The sequence below is a fragment of the Dyella kyungheensis genome (assembly GCF_049913195.1).
Classification (GTDB): domain Bacteria; phylum Pseudomonadota; class Gammaproteobacteria; order Xanthomonadales; family Rhodanobacteraceae; genus Dyella; species Dyella kyungheensis.
This window is the reverse complement of sequence record NZ_CP183983.1, coordinates 3,609,154-3,628,087: the sequence shown is the minus strand read 5'-3', so window position 1 is coordinate 3,628,087 and position 18,934 is coordinate 3,609,154. Positions and strand designations below refer to the sequence as shown.

The 18,934-nt window shown below is 66.3% G+C and carries 19 protein-coding genes; 3 read left to right on the top strand and 16 right to left on the bottom strand.

What is annotated here, in order from left to right; genetic code table 11:
• Positions 1 to 190: 190 nt before the first annotated feature.
• Positions 191 to 772 (bottom strand): ribosome biogenesis factor YjgA, encoded by a 582-nt coding sequence (yjgA, locus tag ACN9MB_RS16425; protein ID WP_426269618.1) that lies wholly within the window; start codon positions 770 to 772, stop codon positions 191 to 193.
• Positions 773 to 795: 23 nt separating this feature from the next.
• Positions 796 to 1,044 (bottom strand): DUF1653 domain-containing protein, encoded by a 249-nt coding sequence (locus tag ACN9MB_RS16420; protein WP_426269617.1) that lies wholly within the window; start codon positions 1,042 to 1,044, stop codon positions 796 to 798.
• Between the two features lie 111 nt (positions 1,045 to 1,155).
• Between ACN9MB_RS16420 and pmbA the strand changes: the two genes are divergently transcribed.
• Positions 1,156 to 2,511, top strand: a complete 1,356-nt coding sequence (gene pmbA / locus ACN9MB_RS16415; protein WP_426269616.1) for a metalloprotease PmbA — start codon at positions 1,156 to 1,158, stop codon at positions 2,509 to 2,511.
• A gap of 98 nt (positions 2,512 to 2,609) precedes the next feature.
• Positions 2,610 to 3,050 carry a DUF4870 domain-containing protein gene (locus ACN9MB_RS16410; protein ID WP_426269615.1) on the top strand — a complete coding sequence of 147 codons (441 nt, stop codon included), beginning with the start codon at positions 2,610 to 2,612 and terminating at the stop codon, positions 3,048 to 3,050.
• A gap of 41 nt (positions 3,051 to 3,091) precedes the next feature.
• Here ACN9MB_RS16410 and ACN9MB_RS16405 read toward each other — a convergent pair whose 3' ends face one another.
• The 8 genes from ACN9MB_RS16405 to ACN9MB_RS16370 form a co-directional block, all read right to left on the bottom strand.
• Positions 3,092 to 3,844 carry a hypothetical protein gene (locus ACN9MB_RS16405; RefSeq protein ID WP_204634062.1) on the bottom strand — a complete coding sequence of 251 codons (753 nt, stop codon included), beginning with the start codon at positions 3,842 to 3,844 and terminating at the stop codon, positions 3,092 to 3,094.
• Between the two features lie 75 nt (positions 3,845 to 3,919).
• Entirely contained in the window at positions 3,920 to 4,819 is a 900-nt protein-coding gene (locus ACN9MB_RS16400) for a polyprenyl synthetase family protein (protein ID WP_204634063.1), read from the bottom strand.
• Entirely contained in the window at positions 4,803 to 5,054 is a 252-nt protein-coding gene (locus tag ACN9MB_RS16395; protein ID WP_204634064.1) for an exodeoxyribonuclease VII small subunit, read from the bottom strand. Before ACN9MB_RS16395 ends, ACN9MB_RS16400 begins: the two co-directional genes overlap by 17 nt.
• Positions 5,055 to 5,103: 49 nt before the next feature.
• A complete protein-coding gene (gene tilS / locus ACN9MB_RS16390; RefSeq protein WP_426269614.1) occupies positions 5,104 to 6,393 on the bottom strand; it encodes a tRNA lysidine(34) synthetase TilS in 1,290 nt (429 codons plus the stop codon).
• Positions 6,386 to 7,141, bottom strand: a complete 756-nt coding sequence (locus tag ACN9MB_RS16385) for an NYN domain-containing protein (protein ID WP_204634065.1) — start codon at positions 7,139 to 7,141, stop codon at positions 6,386 to 6,388. Before ACN9MB_RS16385 ends, tilS begins: the two co-directional genes overlap by 8 nt.
• 135 nt (positions 7,142 to 7,276) lie before the next feature.
• Positions 7,277 to 8,233, bottom strand: a complete 957-nt coding sequence (locus ACN9MB_RS16380; protein WP_204634066.1) for an acetyl-CoA carboxylase carboxyltransferase subunit alpha — start codon at positions 8,231 to 8,233, stop codon at positions 7,277 to 7,279.
• 112 nt (positions 8,234 to 8,345) lie between these two features.
• Positions 8,346 to 11,906 (bottom strand): DNA polymerase III subunit alpha, encoded by a 3,561-nt coding sequence (gene dnaE, locus ACN9MB_RS16375; protein WP_426269613.1) that lies wholly within the window; start codon positions 11,904 to 11,906, stop codon positions 8,346 to 8,348.
• Between the two features lie 92 nt (positions 11,907 to 11,998).
• A complete protein-coding gene (locus tag ACN9MB_RS16370) occupies positions 11,999 to 12,550 on the bottom strand; it encodes a TlpA disulfide reductase family protein (protein ID WP_426269612.1) in 552 nt (183 codons plus the stop codon).
• A gap of 161 nt (positions 12,551 to 12,711) precedes the next feature.
• Between ACN9MB_RS16370 and ACN9MB_RS16365 the strand changes: the two genes are divergently transcribed.
• Positions 12,712 to 14,151: an amino acid permease gene (locus tag ACN9MB_RS16365; protein WP_426269611.1), complete on the top strand. Its 1,440-nt coding sequence runs from the start codon at positions 12,712 to 12,714 to the stop codon at positions 14,149 to 14,151.
• 50 nt (positions 14,152 to 14,201) lie between these two features.
• Here the strand turns inward: ACN9MB_RS16365 and ACN9MB_RS16360 are convergent, their stop codons facing one another.
• The 6 genes from ACN9MB_RS16360 to lpxD form a co-directional block, all read right to left on the bottom strand.
• Entirely contained in the window at positions 14,202 to 14,399 is a 198-nt protein-coding gene (locus tag ACN9MB_RS16360; protein ID WP_204634070.1) for a hypothetical protein, read from the bottom strand.
• A 335-nt stretch (positions 14,400 to 14,734) separates the two neighbouring features.
• Positions 14,735 to 15,373 (bottom strand): ribonuclease HII, encoded by a 639-nt coding sequence (locus tag ACN9MB_RS16355; protein ID WP_204634071.1) that lies wholly within the window; start codon positions 15,371 to 15,373, stop codon positions 14,735 to 14,737.
• The gene (lpxB, locus tag ACN9MB_RS16350) at positions 15,366 to 16,577 is read right to left on the bottom strand and encodes a lipid-A-disaccharide synthase (protein WP_204634072.1); all 1,212 of its coding nucleotides are present in this window, start codon (positions 16,575 to 16,577) and stop codon (positions 15,366 to 15,368) included. The genes ACN9MB_RS16355 and lpxB overlap by 8 nt, the downstream gene beginning before the upstream one ends.
• 61 nt (positions 16,578 to 16,638) lie before the next feature.
• Positions 16,639 to 17,412 carry an acyl-ACP--UDP-N-acetylglucosamine O-acyltransferase gene (gene lpxA / locus ACN9MB_RS16345; RefSeq protein ID WP_204634073.1) on the bottom strand — a complete coding sequence of 258 codons (774 nt, stop codon included), beginning with the start codon at positions 17,410 to 17,412 and terminating at the stop codon, positions 16,639 to 16,641.
• Positions 17,409 to 17,882, bottom strand: coding sequence for a 3-hydroxyacyl-ACP dehydratase FabZ (gene fabZ / locus ACN9MB_RS16340; RefSeq protein ID WP_426269610.1), 474 nt, complete (start codon positions 17,880 to 17,882; stop codon positions 17,409 to 17,411). The genes lpxA and fabZ overlap by 4 nt, the downstream gene beginning before the upstream one ends.
• Positions 17,875 to 18,903 carry a UDP-3-O-(3-hydroxymyristoyl)glucosamine N-acyltransferase gene (lpxD, locus tag ACN9MB_RS16335; RefSeq protein ID WP_426269609.1) on the bottom strand — a complete coding sequence of 343 codons (1,029 nt, stop codon included), beginning with the start codon at positions 18,901 to 18,903 and terminating at the stop codon, positions 17,875 to 17,877. The genes fabZ and lpxD overlap by 8 nt, the downstream gene beginning before the upstream one ends.
• Positions 18,904 to 18,934 lie beyond the last annotated feature (31 nt).

The window sequence follows — 18,934 nt, the reverse complement described above, 5'->3', positions numbered from 1 at the left end:
TCGGCTTATGGTGCGAGCATCGGCGCTAGTGCGTTGTGCGAGGTGCACGATTGTTTTGTTTCGCCGCGGGATACGTGTGGGCGGTTTCGAGTCAAGGGTGACTGAGGCGGGTTGAGTCGCGCACAGGGTGCGCTCCCACAAGGGTGCGGCAAATTGTGGGAGCGCACCCTGTGCGCGACTCACGCTTGCCTCAATCCTCGTTCTCTTCCTGCACGTCGTCTTCGTTTTCGTCGACGGCTTCATCCCCACCGCTTCCTGCCGCCAGATCCTTCAGCAGCTGGTAGATCTCGCGGTACGCGCGCGGCGGCTTGTTGCCGTCTTTCTCGATCTTGGCCTGGCGCACCAGCGAACGCAGATGCTGGCGGTCGACGCTGGGATACAGCTCGATCACTTCGCCCATGGCGTTGTCGGTATCGGCGAGGAGGCGGTCGCGCATCGCTTCCAGCCGGTGCATCGCGGCGGTTTCCTGGCGCTGCAGATCGCGGTTTTCGCCGAGTGCCGCGCGTACGCCTTCGAAAATGCCGGCGTCGTGGCGGCGCATCACCTTGGCCAGAAAGGCCAGCTGGCGCTTGCGTGCGATGTGCGCGGTGATGCGGCGCGTGTTGGCGATTTCGCGCTGCACGTCTTCCGGCAGATCGAGCTTGGCCAATTTGCTCGGTGGCAGTTCCATCAACTGGTTGGCCAGCGCCAGCACCGCCAGGGCATCCTTGCGTTGCTGGGTACGGGTGGGGCCGTAGTCGTGGTCGGGCTGATCGGTGTAAGTGCGATTCACGGGGTTATTCCAACAGATGAAGCTCAGCGGGCGGCGGTCACGCCATCGAGCAGGTCGGGCTCGGCCTGTTCCAGCGCAAAGCGGGGGATCGGCTCGCCATCCAGTTCCACGGTTTCGCAGAACATGGCGGCTGGGCGCACCCACAGGCCGTAGTCGCCGTAGAGCGCCTGATAGACCACTACCTGCTCCATCGTTTCGCTGTGCTGGGCGATGCCCAGGACGCGATAACGCTGGCCTTTGTAGTGGCGGTAGATGCCGGCTGTCAGTGACATGGCGTTCTCCGCGACGCACTTTGCTTTCGGGTGCGCGACCCCATCTTGGAGAGTTGCGCGGCTAGGACCGCGTATTCTACCCGTTCCCCGCTTGCCCGTAGGAAAAGACGCGTGACCCAGCTCAGCACCACCGCCCAGGACCGCAGCAACGACGAACTCGACCGTCTGGCCCAACTGGCCGAGGACGTGATCCGCCGGGCCCGGGCTGCCGGGGCCAGCCAGGCCGAGGTGGCCGCCAGCATCGACACGGGCCTGAACGTGAACGTGCGGCTGGGCGAGGTGGAAACGGTGGAGCACACGCGCGACCGCGGTTTCGGGCTCACCGTGTATTTCGGCCAGCGCAAGGGTTCGGCCAGCACGGCCGACCTCAATGCCGATTCGATCCAGGCCACCCTGGAGCAGGCCTGCGCCATCGCCCGTTTCACCGAGGAAGACCCGGCCTCCGGCCTGGCCGATGCCTCGCGCATGGCCACGGCATTCCCGGACCTGGATCTGTGGCACCCCTGGCGCATCGAGACCGACCAGGCCATCGCGCTGGGCAAGCAGATCGAAGACGCCGGCCGCGCGCATGCCGGCATCACCAATTCCGACGGCGCCAGCGTGCAGATGGGCGAAAGCCTGGCCGTTTATGCCAATTCGCATGGCTTCCTGGGGCGCGAGCGCGGCACCCGCCATTCGCTGTCGGTGGCGCTGATCGCCGGCGACGACGAGGGCATGCAGCGCGACTACTGGTACGACAGCGTGCGCTCCGCCAATGATTTCATGGACGCACGGGCGCTCGGCGACAAGGCCGCGCAACGCACGCTGGCACGCATGGGCGCGCGCCAGCTTTCCACCCGACAGTGCCCGGTGCTGTTCACGCCGGAAGTGGCACGCGGCCTGATCGGTCATCTGATCGGCGCGGTGAGCGGAGGCGCGCTCTATCGCCGGGCCAGCTTCCTGCTCGACCACGCCGGCAAGCAGGTGATGCCCTCTTGGATGAACATCGTGGAGCGTCCGTTCCTGATGCGCGGGCAGGGTTCGGGTGCATTCGACGCGGAAGGCGTGGCCACCCGCGACAGCGCGCTGATCGAAAACGGTGTGCTGGCCCGTTACGTGCTGGGCAGCTACTCGGCGCGCAAGCTGGGGCTGGCATCCACCGGCAACGCGGGCGGCATCCACAACATGATCGTGGAACCCGGCCAGGACGATTTCGCGGCCATGCTCAAGCGCATGGGCACCGGCCTGGTGGTGACCGAGGTGATGGGCCAGGGCGTGTCCACCGTGACGGGCGATTATTCGCGTGGCGCGGCCGGCTTCTGGGTCGAAAACGGCGAGATCGCCTACCCGGTGGAAGAGATCACCATCGCGGCCAACCTGCGCGACATGTACGCCAACATCGTCGCGGTCGGTGCGGATGTCGACCATCGCTCGCACCTGCTGACGGGGTCGATCTTGCTGGAGCAGATGACCATCGCAGGTGAGTGACTACCTGCACCGGTAAACCGGGCGGACACTTGCTAGGATGAGGCCGTCAGTTCTTGCTGACAGAACAATCAGGCCTTTACGACCTAGGAGATGTACGCATGAGCGTTCCGCCCGAGTCCGTCGTACCGCCGCCGTCGAACGGTTCCGCCGCGCCGCCGTCCGATCCCCCTGGCGCCCAGGAGCGCCAATGGGCCATGTTCGCCCATCTTTCCGCCCTGGCCGGGCTTATCCTGACCGGTCACTGGTTCGGCTGGGGCTGTTTCCTCGGGCCGCTGATCATCTGGCTGGTGAAGAAGGACAGCATGCCCTTCGTCAACGACCAGGGGAAAGAGGCGCTGAACTTCAACATCACCGTGGCCATCATCTTCTTCGCGCTGTTCGTGCTCACCCTGATCACGCTCGGCCTTGGCGTGGTGATCGCCATCCCCGTCGGCGTCGTGGTCGGCGTGGCCTGGCTGGTGTTCACCATCATCGCGGCGATTCGCGCGAATGAAGGCGTGCGTTATCGCTACCCGTTCACGCTGCGCCTGATCGGCTAGGCCGGTACAAGAAAAGGCGGCCCGCGGGCCGCCTTTTCGATTCAGTGCAGCCCGACGTAAGTGCGCGTGAAGCCCACCGGCTGCTCGAGCGTGGGTACCTTCCACGCGCCCGACACCACCATCTGCTGGCCATCGGCCGACATTGCCCAGGTCTGGTCGAGCTGCGTGCCGTCCGCGTAGCGGATATTCACGACCAGCTGGCCGCCCATGATCTGCCCGCGCACCATGGCATTGCCATTGAGCGACTGCCGGGCCACGCCATCCAGTTTGCCGGTGAGCTGGTCGCCATTGCCCAGGTGCACCTGGAAGGTCTTGGCGTCCTGCTGCACCAGCAGGACCGAATCGTTCGCCAGCATCGGTGGCATCGGGTAGGTGGCCGTGGCGATGGGGTCCTTGTCGCCGGCATCCGTGGGTTTGGCGTCGCCGCTGCCGCCACCACGATGGCCGCCATGACCGCCGCCGCCCATACCGCCGCCGTGGCCACCGCCACCCATGCCACCGCCGCCCATGCCACCGCCTCCGCCGCCACCGCGATGGCCGCCGCCGTGCCCCGCGCCGGCTGGGGTGGCGCTCGACGATGAGGAGGCGGGGGCCGACTGCTGCTGCCGCGCGGCCAATTCCTTGCGCGCTTCCACGCGCATGGCGTTGGTCAGGCCGTCGGCGTTGTCGCTATGGCGGTCGTCGAGACGCCAGGCACCGGAGAAGTCGGTGGTCTGGGCGGCGAACGCCGCGCTGGCGGTGAACACGACGGCGGCACCGAGCCACGAGACGCGGAAAAAGCGGGAAAGGGACATCGCATCGCCATGGTCGGGGATCTATCACGCTGGAACGTTCCATCGTGGCGCCTGTTGACTCGCGCGCGGCGGCGGTCAGCGCAGGCGCGCGGCGGCGTAGCGGGCGAGTTCTTCCAGCAGGCTGGCACGTTCGCCGAAGGGCGCGATCGCATCGAGCGCGTCCTGGGTGAGGCGGGCGAGATGTTCGCGCGATGCGTCCATGCCGATGATCGAGGGGAAGGTCGGCTTGTCGGCGGCCGCGTCCTTGCCCGCGGTCTTGCCGAGCACGACCGATTCGCCTTCCACGTCGAGGATGTCGTCGCGTACCTGGAAGGCCAGGCCCACCGCGTGGCCGTAACGGCCGAGCGCGGCCAGATCGTCTTCGGACGCGCCGGCAGCAAGGCCGCCCAGGTGCACGGCGGCACGGATCAGGGCGCCCGTCTTGCAGGCGTGCATGAATTCGAGTTCGTTGAGCGAGAGTTTGCGGCCCACGGCGGCCAGATCCAGTGCCTGCCCGCCAGCCATGCCGTCGGCGCCGCACGCACGACCCAGCACGCGCAGCATTTCCACGCAGCGGGCGGGCGATACGCCGAGGTCCACGTCGTGGGCGAGCAGTTCGAAGGCCAGCGCCTGCAGCGCATCGCCGGCCAGGATCGCCATGGCTTCGCCGAACACGATGTGGCAGGTGGGACGGCCGCGGCGCATGGCGTCGTCGTCCATCGCCGGAAGATCGTCGTGCACCAGCGAGTAGGCGTGGATCAGCTCCACCGCCACGGCCGGGGCATCCAGGCGCGATCCGGTTTCGCCGAAGGCGTGGCCGGCCGCGTAGACCAGCAGGGGACGCAAGCGCTTGCCGCCGCCGAGCACGGCATAACGCATGGCCCGGTGCAGTTCGACCGGTGCGGTGTCTTCGGGGGGAAGCGAACGGACGAGCGTCTCTTCGGCGCGGGCGATCAGCGTTTTGAGCTGCGCACCGAGCTCAGAGCTCCGGTTCAAAAGGTTCGGCTGTGTCTGGGGCATCGGGATCGAGCAGCATTCGTACGCGTAGCTCGGCATTCTCCAATGCCTGCTGGCAATGGCGGTAGAGGCCGATGCCGCGTTCGAAGGAGGACAGGGATTCGTCCAGGCTCAATTCGCCGCCTTCCATACGCGCAACCAACTGCTCGAGTTCGTCCAGCGAGTGTTCGAAATCGGCGGCAGGAGGGACGGGTACGGATGCAGACTTGGCCATGGCCCGCAAAGCTAGCGCAGGGGACGTACGGAATCAATCGAAACCAGGCTCAATAGGCCGGTTGCCATAGGGGACGCATCTCCCCGAACAAGGCTACGCCACGTGCAGTCAGCCAGCGGTCGCCCACGCCGATCAGCTCCTCGCCCGCGTAGAGCAGGGGGCAGGCCGCCCGGCGCCAGGGTGGCATGGCGCTCTGCTGGAACAGGTCGCGCAGTTCGCGGGTATGGGCGTCGCCCGCGGGGCGCAACTGCTCGCCGCCCTGGCGCAGTCGGATGGCGAGCGGTTCGGCGAGTTGTCCTGGCGGGTCCAGCCGCAGGCTGCCGCCGTCCGGCAGGGCCAGCGGTTCGCCCTGCCAGGTGCTGTTCCAGTGCGGATCGATCGACGGCTGCGGCGGCAGCGCCCACAGGCGTCCCTTCCACACATGCACTTCAGCGCCGGCCCAGCGGATGCACGGCAGCTGCCCGTCGCGCGCGCTGCACTGGCGTTCGATCTGCTCGCGCTGCGCGGTGGTGGGTGCGCTGAGTCCGCGCGCATGCAGCCAGTCGTCGAGCAGGGGATGGCGCAGCGCCGGCGAAAGCGCGAGCCAGCCGCCGGCGTCCAGGCTGCCGGTGGCCGTGTCCAGCAACTGCGCCTGCGCACTGCGCCATTGCCGCTCCAGCGCTTCGGTGGCGGAACGGTTGAGGCTGGCGCTGTGCACGATGGAATCCACCGCCTGCGGCCAATGTTGGGTGAGGCGCGGCAGGATCTCGTGACGAAGGAAATTCCGCGCGAGGCGGGCATCCTGATTCGACGGGTCGTCGATGCACGGCAGTTCGTGTTCTTCGACGTACTGGCGCAACAGTTCGCGCGGCGTGTCGAGCAGCGGACGCCACAGCAAGCCTTCGCCGAGTCGACGCGTGACACGCATGCCGCCGAGACCTTCCGGTCCGGCGCCGCGCAGCAACTTCAGCAAGACCGTTTCGGCCTGGTCGTCGCGGTGATGTGCGAGCAGCAACCGTTCGCCTTTGCGCAGCGAGGCGGCAAAGGCGCGATAGCGCGCGTCGCGTGCCGCCGCTTCCAGTCCGTAGCCACGCGCGTGATCCACCTCGACGCGCAGCACCAGGCACCACACGCCCCATTCCTGCGCCAGCTGCTTGCAGTGGATCGCCCACGCGTCGCTCAAATCGTGCAGGCCGTGATCGATGTGCAGTGCACGCAATTCGCGCGCCTGTGCTTCCGGCATCTGCGACAGCGCATGCAGCAAGGCGGTGGAGTCGGGTCCGCCGCTGTAGGCCACGCACAAGTGACCTTGCGGCTGTTGCTGCAAAGCGTGTCGAAGCGTGTCGATCAGCTTATTCACGGGTGGCCGGCTTTTTGCCCTTGGTGCGCACGTAGATCACCTTGGGACGCCCTTCGCCGGGACTGCGCCGGTCCAGTTCGAACAGCGTGGTGGCGGCAATCAATTCGCTGAGCTTGTTGTAGCCGTAGCTGCGTGCGTCGAAGTTCGGACGTTGCTTGGTGATGATGGAGCCTACGCCGCCGAGCGCGGCCCAGCCGTCGTCGTCGGAGGCGGCTTCCAGCGCGTTGCGCAGCAGGTTCACCAGACTGGAATCCTGCTTGAGCTGCGCCGCCGTGCGCGGCTTGAGCGGTTGTTCTTCATCCGGCTTGCCGACCAGGATGTCGGTGTAGATGAACTTGTCGCAGGCCGCCACGAACGGGTCGGGCGTCTTGCGTTCGCCAAAGCCGTAGACGATCAGGCCGGACTCGCGGATGCGTGCCGCCAGCCGGGTGAAGTCGCTGTCGCTGGAGACGATGCAGAAACCGTCGAAACGACCCGAGTACAGCAAGTCCATCGCATCGATGATCATCGCCGAGTCGGTGGCGTTCTTGCCGCTGGTGTAGCCGAATTGCTGGATCGGCTGGATCGACTGGGTGAGCAGTTGTTCCTTCCAGCCCTTCAGGTGATTGGACGTCCAATCGCCGTAGGCGCGCTTGACGTGCGCGGTGCCGTATTTCGCCACCTCGGCCAGCAACGGTTCGGCGATGGTCGGCTGCGCGTTGTCGGCATCGATCAGGACGGCAAGCTTGTTGGCGAGTTCGTTGGCCATGGACGCGATTTCCCGACGGCGTTGCCTCGGATGGTAGCGCGCCGGTCGCACCTTTGTGGGAGCGCATCCTGTGCGCGCCGGTTCCGCAGGCCCCCGTCGCGCACAGGGTGCGCTCCCACAGGAGGTGCGGCGGTTTTATTCCGTGTACGCGCCGTAGCCGCGCAGGCGCTTGTAGCGCAGGTCCATCAGGTCCTTGATCGGCAGCGCTTCCAGCTCATCGAGCTGGTTGAGCAGCACGGCCTTCAGGCGCACGGCCATCGAGTGCGGATTGCGATGCGCGCCGCCCAGCGGCTCGCGCACGACCTTGTCGACCAGGCCCAGTTCGAGCAGGCGCGGCGCGGTGAGACCCAGTGCCTCGGCAGCATCGCGCGCCTTCTCGGCACTCTTCCACAGGATGGAGGCGCAGCCTTCGGGCGAAATCACCGAATACACGGAGTACTGCAGCATGATGGTGCGGTCGCCCACGCCGATGGCGAGTGCACCGCCCGAACCGCCTTCACCGATCACCGTGCAGATGATCGGCGTTTTCAGATCGGCCATTTCCAGCAGGTTGCGGGCGATCGCCTCGGACTGGCCACGCTCTTCGGCGCCGACGCCGGGATAGGCTCCCGGGGTATCGATCAGGGTGATCAGCGGCAGGCCGAAACGCTCGGCCATCTTCATCAGGCGCAGCGCCTTGCGGTAACCCTCGGGACGCGGCATGCCGAAGTTGCGGCGCACCTTGCCCTTGGTATCGCGTGCCTTCTGGTGGCCGATGATCATCACCGAGCGGCCATTGATGCGGCCCAGGCCGCCCACGATGGCCGCGTCGTCGGAATAGGCACGGTCGCCGGCCAGCTCATGGAACTCGTCGCACATCACGCTGATGTAATCGAGCGTGTAGGGACGGCCCGGATGGCGCGACAGCTGGGTCACCTGCCAGGGCGTGAGGTTGCGGAAGATCTCGTTGGTCTTGAGCTTCAGCTTCTCGCGCAGGCGTGCGACTTCTTCGTCGATATTGAACGCCTGCCCGTGACTGGCATGGCGAAGCTCTTCAATCTTCGCGTCCAGCTCGGCGATGGGTTGTTCGAAATCGAGGAAGTTAGGATTCATTCGGTGCAGTTCATGACACGGAAGCGCGCAAGTATACCGGGCCGCGGAATTTCGCGGGAACGGGGGCGTATGGGGGTGAGGAGAGGGTGAAGGTGGCTGTATTGGCCGGGGCTCAGTCGCCCCGTGGCCGGTCATCCGTCTTCACGATGCGCAGCTTTGCCGCCTCGACTCCCGGCACCGCGCGGATCGCCCGCAGCAGCTCGGGGATGGCGTCCACCCGCCATTCCTCGCCCAGCTCCAGGTCGGCCTGGGCGGTAGCGTTGTGATAGCCGTGCAGGATCACGCTGGCGCGTCCGCCGCGGTAGCCGGCCAGCGTGCGGCGAAGATCCTCGATGAAAGCCGGGTTCACCCCGTTCAGTTTTAAACGCAGCAGGCGCGCATATCGGCGGCAGGCGTCGCCGAGGGTGTAGGCGCTGCGGGCGCGAACCGCAAAGCCGCCGCCGGAAAAATCGTCGATGCGCAGCCCGCCTTCCACCACCAGCAGTTCGTCGCGCGTGAGCAGCGGTGCGACCTGCTGGTAAAGCTCGCCGAAGAAACTCACTTCGATGATGCCGGTGCCGTCTTCCAGCCGCACGAACGCGTCGCTATCGCCGCGCTTGCGGATGGCCGTGACCATGCCGGCGACCGTCCACGGCGTATCCGGGCCGCGGCGGAAACGGTTGTTGTCGCCGTCGTCGTTCTTGCGCGGCTTTGGGGGCTGGTAACGGTCGGCGATCTCGCCCAGCGGGCAGGTGGAAAGCTGCGCGAGTTCGTCCTTCCACGGATCGGTGGGATGGCCGGAAAGATAGTGGCCGAGCGTGTCGCGCTCGCCCTGCAGCAACTGCTCCAGCGGCCATTCGGGCACCGTGGGCAGATCCACCTGCACAACCGGAGCCACGCTGCCCATCATGGCGCCGAACATGTCGTTCTGGCCGCTCTGGCGGTCGCGCAGATGCTGCTCGGCGACTTTCATCGCGTTCGGCAACTGCGCCATCAGGCTGGCGCGATTCTCGGCCAGCGCATCCAGCGAACCGGAGAGGATCAAGGCCTCCAGCACGCGCCGATTGAGCTTGGTCGAATCCACCCGGCGGCAGAAATCGGGCAGGTCCTTGTACGGGCCGTTGCGCTTGCGTTCGTCGGCAATCGCTTCGCACACACCCTGGCCGGCGCCTTTGATCGCGCCCAGGCCGTAGCGGATCACCTTCGGTTCCACCGCTACGAACATGAACTCGGACGCATTGACGTCCGGCGGCAATACCTTCAGGCCGATCGCCTTCGACTCGTCGATGAAGGTGACGGCCTTGTCGGTGTTGTCCATGTCCGACGAAATCGTCGCGGCCATGAATTCGGCGGGGTAGTGCGCCTTCAGCCACGCGGTCTGATACGACACCAACGCGTACGCGGCGGCATGCGACTTGTTGAAGCCGTAGCCGGCGAACTTCTCCATCACGTCGAAGATTTCGTCGGCCTTGTTGCCGCTGACGCCGTCCTTCGCCGCGCCCTCGCGGAACTTGGCGCGTTCCTTCGCCATTTCCTCGACTTTCTTCTTGCCCATCGCGCGGCGCAGCAAGTCGGCGCCGCCGAGCGTGTAACCGCCCACGATCTGCGCCATCTGCATCACCTGCTCCTGGTAGACCATGATGCCGTAGGTCTCTTTCAGGACAGGCTCGACGCGCGGATCGGGATAGATCACCTCTTCGCGGCCGTGCTTGCGCGCCACGAAGCTGGGGATCAGGTCCATCGGGCCCGGGCGGTACAAGGCGCCCAGGGCGATGAGGTCTTCGAAGCGGTCGGCCTTCGCATCCTTGAGCATGCGCTGCATGCCGGCCGATTCGAACTGGAAGATCGCTACCGTCTGCGCCTTCTTGAACACCTCGTTGTAGGTGTAGGCGTCGTCCAGCGGCAGCGCGGAAATATCCAGCAGTTCTTCGCCGGTTTTCTCCCGGCGCAGATTGATCGCCTTCACCGCCCAGTCGATGATGGTGAGCGTGCGCAGGCCAAGGAAGTCGAACTTCACCAGGCCGACGGCTTCCACGTCGTCCTTGTCGTATTGCGTGACCACGCCCGCGCCGCCCGGTTCGCAGTACAGCGGTGCGAACTCGGTCAGCGGCTTGGGACCGATCACCACGCCACCCGCATGCTTGCCGACGTTGCGGGTGAGGCTTTCCAGGCTCAGCGCCAGGTCGATCAGCGTGCGCGCTTCTTCGTCCTGCTCGTAGAGCTCGCAGAATTCCTTGACGATGCGATCGGGTTCTTTCTTGGCCTTTTCCGAGCGACCCAGCACGCACTGCAGGGTGAGGTCGAGCGGGCGAGCGGGAATCAGCTTGGCGATGCGGTCGACGGCGTTGTAGCCCATGCCGAGCACGCGGCCGGAGTCGCGCAGCACGGCCTTCGCCGCCATCGAACCGTAGGTGATGATCTGGCTGACGTGGTCGCGGCCGTATTTGCGCGCCACGTAGTCGATCACCTCATCGCGGCGATCCATGCAGAAGTCGATGTCGAAGTCGGGCATCGACACGCGTTCGGGATTGAGGAATCGCTCGAACAGCAGGTCGAACTGGATCGGATCCAGATCGGTGATCTTCAGCACCCACGCCACCAGCGAACCCGCGCCCGAGCCGCGGCCCGGTCCCACGGGAATGCCGTTCTGCTTACCCCAGTTGATGAAGTCCGCCACGATCAGGAAGTAGCCGGGGAAGCCCATCTTGATGATGACGTCCAGCTCGCGTTCCAGCCGCGCTTCGTATTCCTCGCGCGTGCGGCCCGGCGCGACACCGGCGAATTCGAGCCGCTCCCTCAGGCCCTCGCGCGAGATCGCGCGGATGTAGCTGGCCAGGTCGTGGCCTTCCGGTACCGGGAAGTCGGGCAGGTAATAGGTGCCGAATTCCAGCTCCAGCGTGCAGCGCTTGGCCAGCTCGACGGTGTTTTCCAGCGCTTCGGGAAGGTCGGCGAACAACGCCTCCATTTCCTCGGGCGATTTGAGGTATTGCTGGTCGCTGTAGTCGCGCGGACGCTTGGGATCGGCGAGCACGCGGCCCTGGTTGATGCACACGCGCGCTTCGTGCGATTCGAAGTTGTCCGCCTTGAGGAAGCGCACGTCGTTGCTGGCGATCACCGGCAGGTCGAGCTGCGAGGCCAGCGCCAGCGCCGCCACGTTCCAGTTTTCCTCGCCGTCGCGGCCGGTGCGGGTCAGTTCGAGATAGAGCCGGTCGGCCATCTGCGTGGCGAACGGACGCAGCCGTGCCGCCGCGTTGTCCACGCCCTGGTTGACCGCGATGCGCCCGGCTTCGCTTTCGCGCCCGAGCAGGGCGATCAGGCCGCGGGTGGCGTCCGGCGTGAGCCAGTTGGCATCGACCAGCGCGCGGCCGCTTTGCTGGCCGTCGCGCCAGGCGCGCGACACCAGGCGCGACAGGTTGAGATAACCCTCGCGATCCTGGCAGATGAGGGTGAGACGCCAGGGGCGCGGATCGTCGGGCGCGCTCACCCACACGTCGCAGCCGCCGATCGGCTTGATGCCGGCGGCGCTGCAGGCCTTGTAGAACTTCACCAGCCCGAACATGTTGCTGTCGTCGGTCAGTGCGACCGCGGGAATACCCAGGCGCACGCAGGCTTCGACCATCCCCTTGATGCGGATGGTCGAGTCGACCAGCGAGTATTCGCTGTGAAGGTGGAGGTGAGCGAAGCGGACGGACATGGCGCACGCGCGAGATGGATGTCCAGCCTAACGGCGCCGCACTGGACGGGCAAGAATTGACATTGCCGCCCGCGCGGCGGTTCCGCGCCGTATCAGGAGGACGCCGGGCTCGCGTTGGCGGTGTCGGTCGATGCGGGCGCGGGTTGGGCCAGCAGGTCGTCCACTTCCGTCATGATCGTGTCCAGCGAGTCTTCGCCATAGCCGGTATGGACATGGGCGATGCGCCCGTCGCGCCCGATCATCACCATGAAGGGCAGCCCGTCGATCCTGTACGGCTTGCCGATGCGATTGTCGGCGGCATCGTAGGTGAGGATGACCTCGAGGTTCTTCCAGCGGCGGCTGAGATCCTTGTACTTGTCGTAGTCGTCGTCGTGATTGACGCCGATCACCTGCAGGTCAGCGGCGCCCTTGAGTTTCTGCAGCGCGGCCAGCACCGGGAGTTCCTTGCGGCAATAGCCGCACCAGGAGGCCCAGAAGCTCACGATCACCACCTTGCCGTGCAGGTCGGAGACCCGTACTTCATGACCATCCCTGGCGTGCCCGAGGTAGTCGGGCGGCACATCGCCCGGTCCGGGGCGGGCCTGGCACAGACCGGCCAGGCCTAGCGCCAGCACGGCCAGCGCCATTCGAATCGAGCGTCTCATGGTTTCTCCCCCTGGGCTGGCGAAGCATAGCGGAGCCATCGGGCCTGCCTGCGGCCCTGGACGAGCCGGACTTGTGGCGGTTGCGGGGAAGGCCGGGGACTGGCATGGTCCGGTGTTTTATCCATCTGTACGGCGGCCTGGCGGTTGCCGGGGAAGCGCCGATGTCATTGCTCCGTTCACTGTTCACCATCAAGCCCGTCGAAGCCTCGCTCTCGGCCAGCGACAACATGCGCCGCACGCTGGGGCTGAAGGAACTGATCGTGCTGGGCGTGGGTGCGGTGATCGGCGCCGGCATTTTCGTGATCACCGGCCAGGCGGCGGCCGAGCATGCCGGCCCGGCGCTGACCATCTCCTTCGTGCTGGCCGGCCTGGCCGCCGCGTTGGCGGCGCTGAGTTACGCGGAGTTCGCGGCCATGCTGCCGGTGTCGGGCAGCGCGTATGTCTATGCGTACGCGACCCTCGGCGAGCTGCTGGCCTGGTTCATCGGCTGGAACGTGGTGGCCGAGTATCTGCTGGCGGTGTCGTCGGTGGCGGTGGGCTGGTCGGGCTACGGTGTGGGCCTGCTGCACAGCATGGGCATAGACGTGCCGGCCGCGCTGGCGAATGCGCCGCTGGCCTTCGTCGACGGGCATTTCGTGGCGACCGGTGCGTTGATCAATCTGCCGGCGCTGCTGGTGGTCGCCGCGATCACCGCGTTGCTGTACTCGGGTACGCGACAGTCGACGCTGTTCGCCAGCGTGGTGGTGGTGCTGAAGGTGCTGGTGGTGATCCTGTTCGTGGTGGTCGGCCTGCAGTACATCGACACCTCGCTGTGGCATCCGTATGTGCCGGAGAACCAGGGCGGTACGCATTACGGCTGGTCCGGCGTGTTCCGTGCGGCGACCAGCGTGTTCTATGCCTATATCGGTTTCGACGCGGTGGCCACGGCGGCGCAGGAAACGCGCAATCCGCAGCAGAACGTGCCGGCCGGCATCCTGATTTCGCTCGCTGTGTGCACGGTGCTCTACATCATCGTGGCGGCGGTGCTGACGGGCCTGGTGCCGTATCCGCAGCTGGCCACGGCCGAGCCGGTGGCCACCGCGCTGGCGGCGCATCCGCAGCTCGCGTGGCTGAAGCTGTTGACCCAGGTGGGCGCGGTGGCAGGCCTTACCTCGGTGATCCTGGTCATGCACCTGGGCCTGGCGCGCATCCTCTACACGATGGCCGGCGATGGCCTGCTGCCGCGCACGTTCGGCGCGGTGCATGAGCGCTTCAAGACGCCGCACCGCACGACGGTGCTGGTTGGCGTCATTGGTGGCCTGCTGGCCGCGGTGTTCCCGCTGAGCCTGCTGGGCGACCTGCTTTCCATGGGCACGCTGCTGGCCTTCGCCACGGTGTGCATCGGCGTGCTGGTGCTGCGTCGCACGCGGCCCGAGCTGCCGCGTGGTTTCCGCGTGCCGGCCGCACCGGTGGTGTGCTCGCTCGGCGTGATCGTCTGCCTGTTCCTGCTGGCGCAGATGAATGCCGGCAACTGGATGCTGCTCGCGGGCTGGACGGCGATCGGCATGCTGATCTACATCGGCTACGGCTACCGCCACAGCGTGCTGCGGCAGCGCGGCTGATCGCACGGCGTGCGGCGACGATGGCGCTCCATCGTCGCCAGCCATCGGCTTCACCAGATGTGGAAGCGCTCGCTCATGTCGTAACGGTCGAGGTAGTGCTCCAGCCCCTGCACCCGTAGCGGTTGCAGGTCGTAATCGACGTGCTGGTATTCGGCCTCGGCGATCGCCTCCATCTCATCGGGAGTGAGCTGCGACAGGGGCGAGATGTTGGGACTGAGGTCGGCTTCGTTGGGGCGGTGAGTGCTCATGACGCAACTCCTGCGGTCGAACGCGCGCTTGGAGTCCTCGATGACCACGCGGCTGGGGAGATCGCGTGGGGCCAGCGTCCCTGCCTGATGGAAGCACACCGCCGTGTTGGCGTGGGTGAGGCGAGCGTCGGTGGCTTCGCTTCCTTAATCCTTCGGATGCAGCTGCAGCGAAAAAGGTTGCCTCGACACGGGATGGCAGGCGGCCTGTCGCTGTTTGATTTCAAGCGTAGCTTAGCGCTGTTGCGCGCCGATGACGTGGGTCATTGGGCATGCGCCGGGGCGGATGGATTGGCCCCGGTGTTGCATTCGGCGTTGCGGCTCAGCGCCGGTGAGCTTCAGAACAACACGCCCTGATCGACCAGGATCTTCACCGGCGCAAAGCTGCGTCGATGATGCGGGCAGGGGCCCAGCCGCTGCAGCGCAGCCAGATGAGCCGGCGTGCCGTAGCCTTTGTGTTCGGCAAAGCCGTAGCCCGGATGCTCACGATCGAGTTCCACCATCCAGCGGTCGCGTGTGACCTTGGCCAGGATCGATGCCGCGCTGATGGCCGGCTCCAGCGCATCGCCGCCGATGATGGCGCGTCCGGCACAGGGCAGGTCGCGCGGCAGTGCGTTGCCGTCGATCAAGGCTTCGTGCGCACACGGATTGAGTCCCGCCAGCGCGCGGCTCATACCGGTCATGGTGGCCTGGAAGATGTTGATGCGGTCGATCTCGTCGGACATCACCATCACGATGCTGTAGGCGAGGGCGCGGTCCACGATTTTCTCGTAGAGCGCTTCGCGCTTGGCGTGCGTGAGCTTCTTGGAATCGTCGAGGCCGCGGATGCGCGGCTTGGACGCATCCAGGATCACCGCGGCGACCGCCACCGGACCGGCCAGCGGTCCGCGTCCCGCTTCGTCCACGCCAGCGATGAAGCGCACCACGGCATCGGGCGCTGGCGCCTCGCGACGCGCCCTGGCGTTCGCCTCAGCCATGGCGTGCCTCGATCAGTTCGGCAACCGCATCGGCAGCAAGGTCGCCCGCATGGCCTTGCAGGTCGCCGCGCAGCGCCAGATGCAATTGCTCGAATGCAGCCACGATGGCGCCGCGGCGCTCGCTGTCCTGGAACAGCGCGAGCGTGGCTTCGGCCAATTTGTCGGCGGTGAAATCGTCCTGCATCAGCTCGGGTACCAACACCACGTCGTCGCCCATGCCGTTGGCGCGAGCCAGGATGTTGGGCAGCGAATAGACGTCCGTCTTGAGCATGTTCAGCGCGCGCGCGATGCGGTAGCTCACCGGCGAGACCCGGTAACCCACCACCATCGGACGCTTGGCCAGCATGGCTTCCAGCGTGGCCGTGCCCGAGGCGAGCATCACCACATCGGCGGCCAGCATCGCTTCATGCGCATGGCCGTCGAGAAGCTGCGGCGCACTTTCATCCTGGGCGTTGCCGATGATCTGCTTCAGGCTGGCGTGCACGCGCTCGTTCGCGGCGGGCACGATGATGCGCAGCCCCGGCATCTGCGCGGCGACCTTGCGCGCGGCTTCGATGAAAGCGCTGCCGAGTTGCTTGATTTCGGAACCGCGGCTGCCGGGCAGCACCGCGAGCACGGGAACGCTGAGCGGAATGCCGAGGAAATCGCGGGCGCCGATGCGGTCGGAGACCAGCGCAAAGCGGTCGGCCAGCGGATGACCGACGAAGCGCGCATCGACGCCGTGACGTGCATAGATCGCCGGTTCCATCGGGAACAGGCACAGCACGCGGTTCGCGCTGCGTCCGATCTTCTCGGTGCGCTTCTCGCGCCATGCCCAGACCGACGGGCTGACGTAGTGCACGGTGCGCAGGCCGGCTTCGCGCAGGCGTTTTTCGACGCCGAGGTTGAAGTCCGGCGCATCGATGCCGACCACCACATCGGGCCGCGCGGCGATGAGTCGCGCCACCAGTTCCTTGCGCAGCTTAAGCAGGCGGGGCAAATGCGAGACGACTTCGGCGAAGCCGAACAGCGACAACTCCCTGATGTCGTACCAGGAGTCGAAACCGGCGGCTTGCATGCGTGCACCGCCGATACCGACGAAGCACGCCTCCGGGTAACGGCGGCGGAGCGCGGCAACCAGGTCGGCCCCCAACTGGTCGCCGGAATCTTCGCCGGCGATGATGGCGATGGTGGGGGCCCGCCTGGTTACTTGGTTTTCAAGCATGTCGCGACTGCCTCAAGAGCCAGGGCCCGTGCCTATTTTGCCGATATGAGCAAAGCTCATATCAGCGTGCCAGCGAGCGCTCGCTGCGGTCCAGAAATTCCAGCATGGCGCGCACGTCTTCGCTGTCGCCGGCCTGCGCGCTCAGCTGTTCGCGGGCATCGGCCAGGGTCAGGCCGGCCATGTAAAGCGTGCGGTAGGCGCGCTTGATCGCCGAAATGCGCGTGGTATCGAAACCGCGGCGCTTGAGCCCTTCGCTGTTGATGCCGCGTGGACGGCCGCGCTGCTCGTTGGCCATCATCACGAACGGCGGCACATCCGAACCCAGTAGGCAGCCCATGCCGATGAAGGCATGCGCGCCGATCTTGCAGAACTGGTGCGCGCCGGAGAAACCCGCCATCACCACCCAGTCGCCCACTTCCACGTGGCCGGCCAGCGCAGAGTAGTTGGAGAACACCGTGTTGTTGCCGATCTGGCAATCGTGCGCGATGTGCACGTAGGCGAGGATCCAGTTGTCGTTGCCGATGCGCGTGGCGCCGCCGCCATCGCTGGTGCCGCGGTTGATGGTGACGAACTCGCGGATCAGGTTGCGGTCGCCGATGATCAGCTCGGTAGGCTCGCCCTTGAACTTCTTGTCCTGCGGCGCGCCACCCAGCGAGGCGAACTGACTGATCTGGTTCTCGCGGCCGATGCGCGTGGGACCTTCGATCACCACGTGCGGACCGACCACCGTGCCTTCGCCAATATGCACGTCAGCGCCGATCACGCTGTACGCGCCGATGCTCACGTCATTGGCGATGACGGCGGAAGGATCGATCTGCGCGGTGGCATGGATCATTTGTCGGACCTCGCGGCGCACATCAGTTCGCAGCTGGCCACTTCCTTGCCGTTGACGATGGTGCGTGCCTCGAACAGGCCCATGCTGCGCAGCAGACGCTTCAGTTCCACTTCGAGACGCAGCTGGTCGCCCGGCACCACCGGCGCGTTGAAGCGCGCATTGTCCACCTTGGCCAGATAGAACAGCGGACTGCCCGTGGTGCCCTTGAGGCGGCTGGAGATCTGCGTGAGCACGCCGGCGGCCTGCGCCATGGCTTCCACGATCAGCACGCCGGGCATCACCGGATGGCCGGGGAAATGGCCCTGGAAGAACGGCTCGTTGATCGTCACGTTCTTGATCGCCACCACGCTCTTGTCGGGCACCAGCTCGATCACGCGGTCGACCAACAGGAACGGATAGCGGTGCGGCAGCAGCTGCTGGATCTGCTCCACGTTCACGGGCAGGTGGAAAGGCACGGTCAGGTCACTCATTGTTGCTGTCCTTCTCCAGCGCCGAGAGCCGGCGCACGTATTCATCAAGATGTTTGAAGCGAGCTGCATTGCGCCGCCACAGGCGGTTCTCCTGCAGCGGCACGCCCGAAGAGTATTCACCCGGCTCGCGTATGGAGTGCGTGACCAGGCTCTTGGCGGTAATGGTAACCCGGTCGGCCAGTTCCAGATGGCCCAGCACGCCGGCGTTGCCGCCAATCATGCAATAGCGGCCGATCTTGGCGCTGCCGGCCACCGCGGCGCAGCCGGCCAGGGCGGTGTGGGCGCCGATATAGACGTTGTGGGCGATCTGGATCTGGTTGTCCAGGCGCACGTCTTCCTCGAGCACGGTGTCGTCCAGCGCGCCGCGGTCGATGGTGGTGTTGGCGCCGATCTCGCAGTCGTCGCCGATGCGCACGCCGCCCAGCTGGGGCAGCTTGATCCAGTGGTCGCGGTCGAAGGCGAGGCCGAAGCCGTCCGAGCCGATCACCGCGCCCGGGTGCACCAGCACCCGCTGGCCCAGCGTGACGCGGATCACCAGCGTCACCCGCGCCACCAGCCGGCATTGCGCGCCCACCGTGCACTCTGGACCGATGATGCAATGTGGGCCGAGGATGGCGCCGTCTTCCACCACCGCGCCGTCCTCGATCACGCAACCGGGGCCGATGCTGGCGGTGGGTGCGACGCGGGCCGTCGGCGCCACCACGGCGGTGGGATGGATGCCCTGCGGCGAGGCGGGCAGGCGTTCGAACAGGGCGGCGATCTTGGCGTAGGCCACGTAGGGATCGCGGGCGACCAGGGCGAGCACCGGGCTTTCGGCCACGTTCTCCTCGCGCATCACCACCACGCCGGCGCGGGTCGAGGCCAGTTGCGAGGCGTATTTGCTGTTGGAAAGGAAGCTGAGCTGGCTGGGGCCTGCACCGGCAAGAGTGCCGACGCCATCGACGACGTGCGAGCCGTCGCCGTGGCACACCAGGCCAAAACGCTCGGCCAGCTCGGAAACGGTGATCTGAAATAGGCTCATGTCGGCTCCCTGCAATCGACGCATTGTAGGG

Excerpts from the sequence above, each read along its gene's own strand:
- lpxD (WP_426269609.1), bottom strand. The coding sequence starts at position 18,903 with ATGAGCCTATTTCAGATCACCGTTTCCGAGCTGGCCGAGCGTTTTGGC.
- ACN9MB_RS16380 (WP_204634066.1), bottom strand. The coding sequence starts at position 8,233 with ATGAATCCTAACTTCCTCGATTTCGAACAACCCATCGCCGAGCTGGAC.
- ACN9MB_RS16355 (WP_204634071.1), bottom strand. The coding sequence starts at position 15,373 with ATGGCTGAGGCGAACGCCAGGGCGCGTCGCGAGGCGCCAGCGCCCGAT.
- ACN9MB_RS16360 (WP_204634070.1), bottom strand. The coding sequence starts at position 14,399 with ATGAGCACTCACCGCCCCAACGAAGCCGACCTCAGTCCCAACATCTCG.
- lpxA (WP_204634073.1), bottom strand. The coding sequence starts at position 17,412 with ATGATCCATGCCACCGCGCAGATCGATCCTTCCGCCGTCATCGCCAAT.
- ACN9MB_RS16365 (WP_426269611.1), top strand. The coding sequence starts at position 12,712 with ATGTCATTGCTCCGTTCACTGTTCACCATCAAGCCCGTCGAAGCCTCG.
- ACN9MB_RS16395 (WP_204634064.1), bottom strand. The coding sequence starts at position 5,054 with ATGGCCAAGTCTGCATCCGTACCCGTCCCTCCTGCCGCCGATTTCGAA.
- ACN9MB_RS16385 (WP_204634065.1), bottom strand. The coding sequence starts at position 7,141 with ATGGCCAACGAACTCGCCAACAAGCTTGCCGTCCTGATCGATGCCGAC.
- lpxB (WP_204634072.1), bottom strand. The coding sequence starts at position 16,577 with ATGCTTGAAAACCAAGTAACCAGGCGGGCCCCCACCATCGCCATCATC.
- dnaE (WP_426269613.1), bottom strand. The coding sequence starts at position 11,906 with ATGTCCGTCCGCTTCGCTCACCTCCACCTTCACAGCGAATACTCGCTG.
- ACN9MB_RS16420 (WP_426269617.1), bottom strand. The coding sequence starts at position 1,044 with ATGTCACTGACAGCCGGCATCTACCGCCACTACAAAGGCCAGCGTTAT.
- ACN9MB_RS16410 (WP_426269615.1), top strand. The coding sequence starts at position 2,610 with ATGAGCGTTCCGCCCGAGTCCGTCGTACCGCCGCCGTCGAACGGTTCC.
- ACN9MB_RS16405 (WP_204634062.1), bottom strand. The coding sequence starts at position 3,844 with ATGTCCCTTTCCCGCTTTTTCCGCGTCTCGTGGCTCGGTGCCGCCGTC.
- fabZ (WP_426269610.1), bottom strand. The coding sequence starts at position 17,882 with ATGAGTGACCTGACCGTGCCTTTCCACCTGCCCGTGAACGTGGAGCAG.
- ACN9MB_RS16370 (WP_426269612.1), bottom strand. The coding sequence starts at position 12,550 with ATGAGACGCTCGATTCGAATGGCGCTGGCCGTGCTGGCGCTAGGCCTG.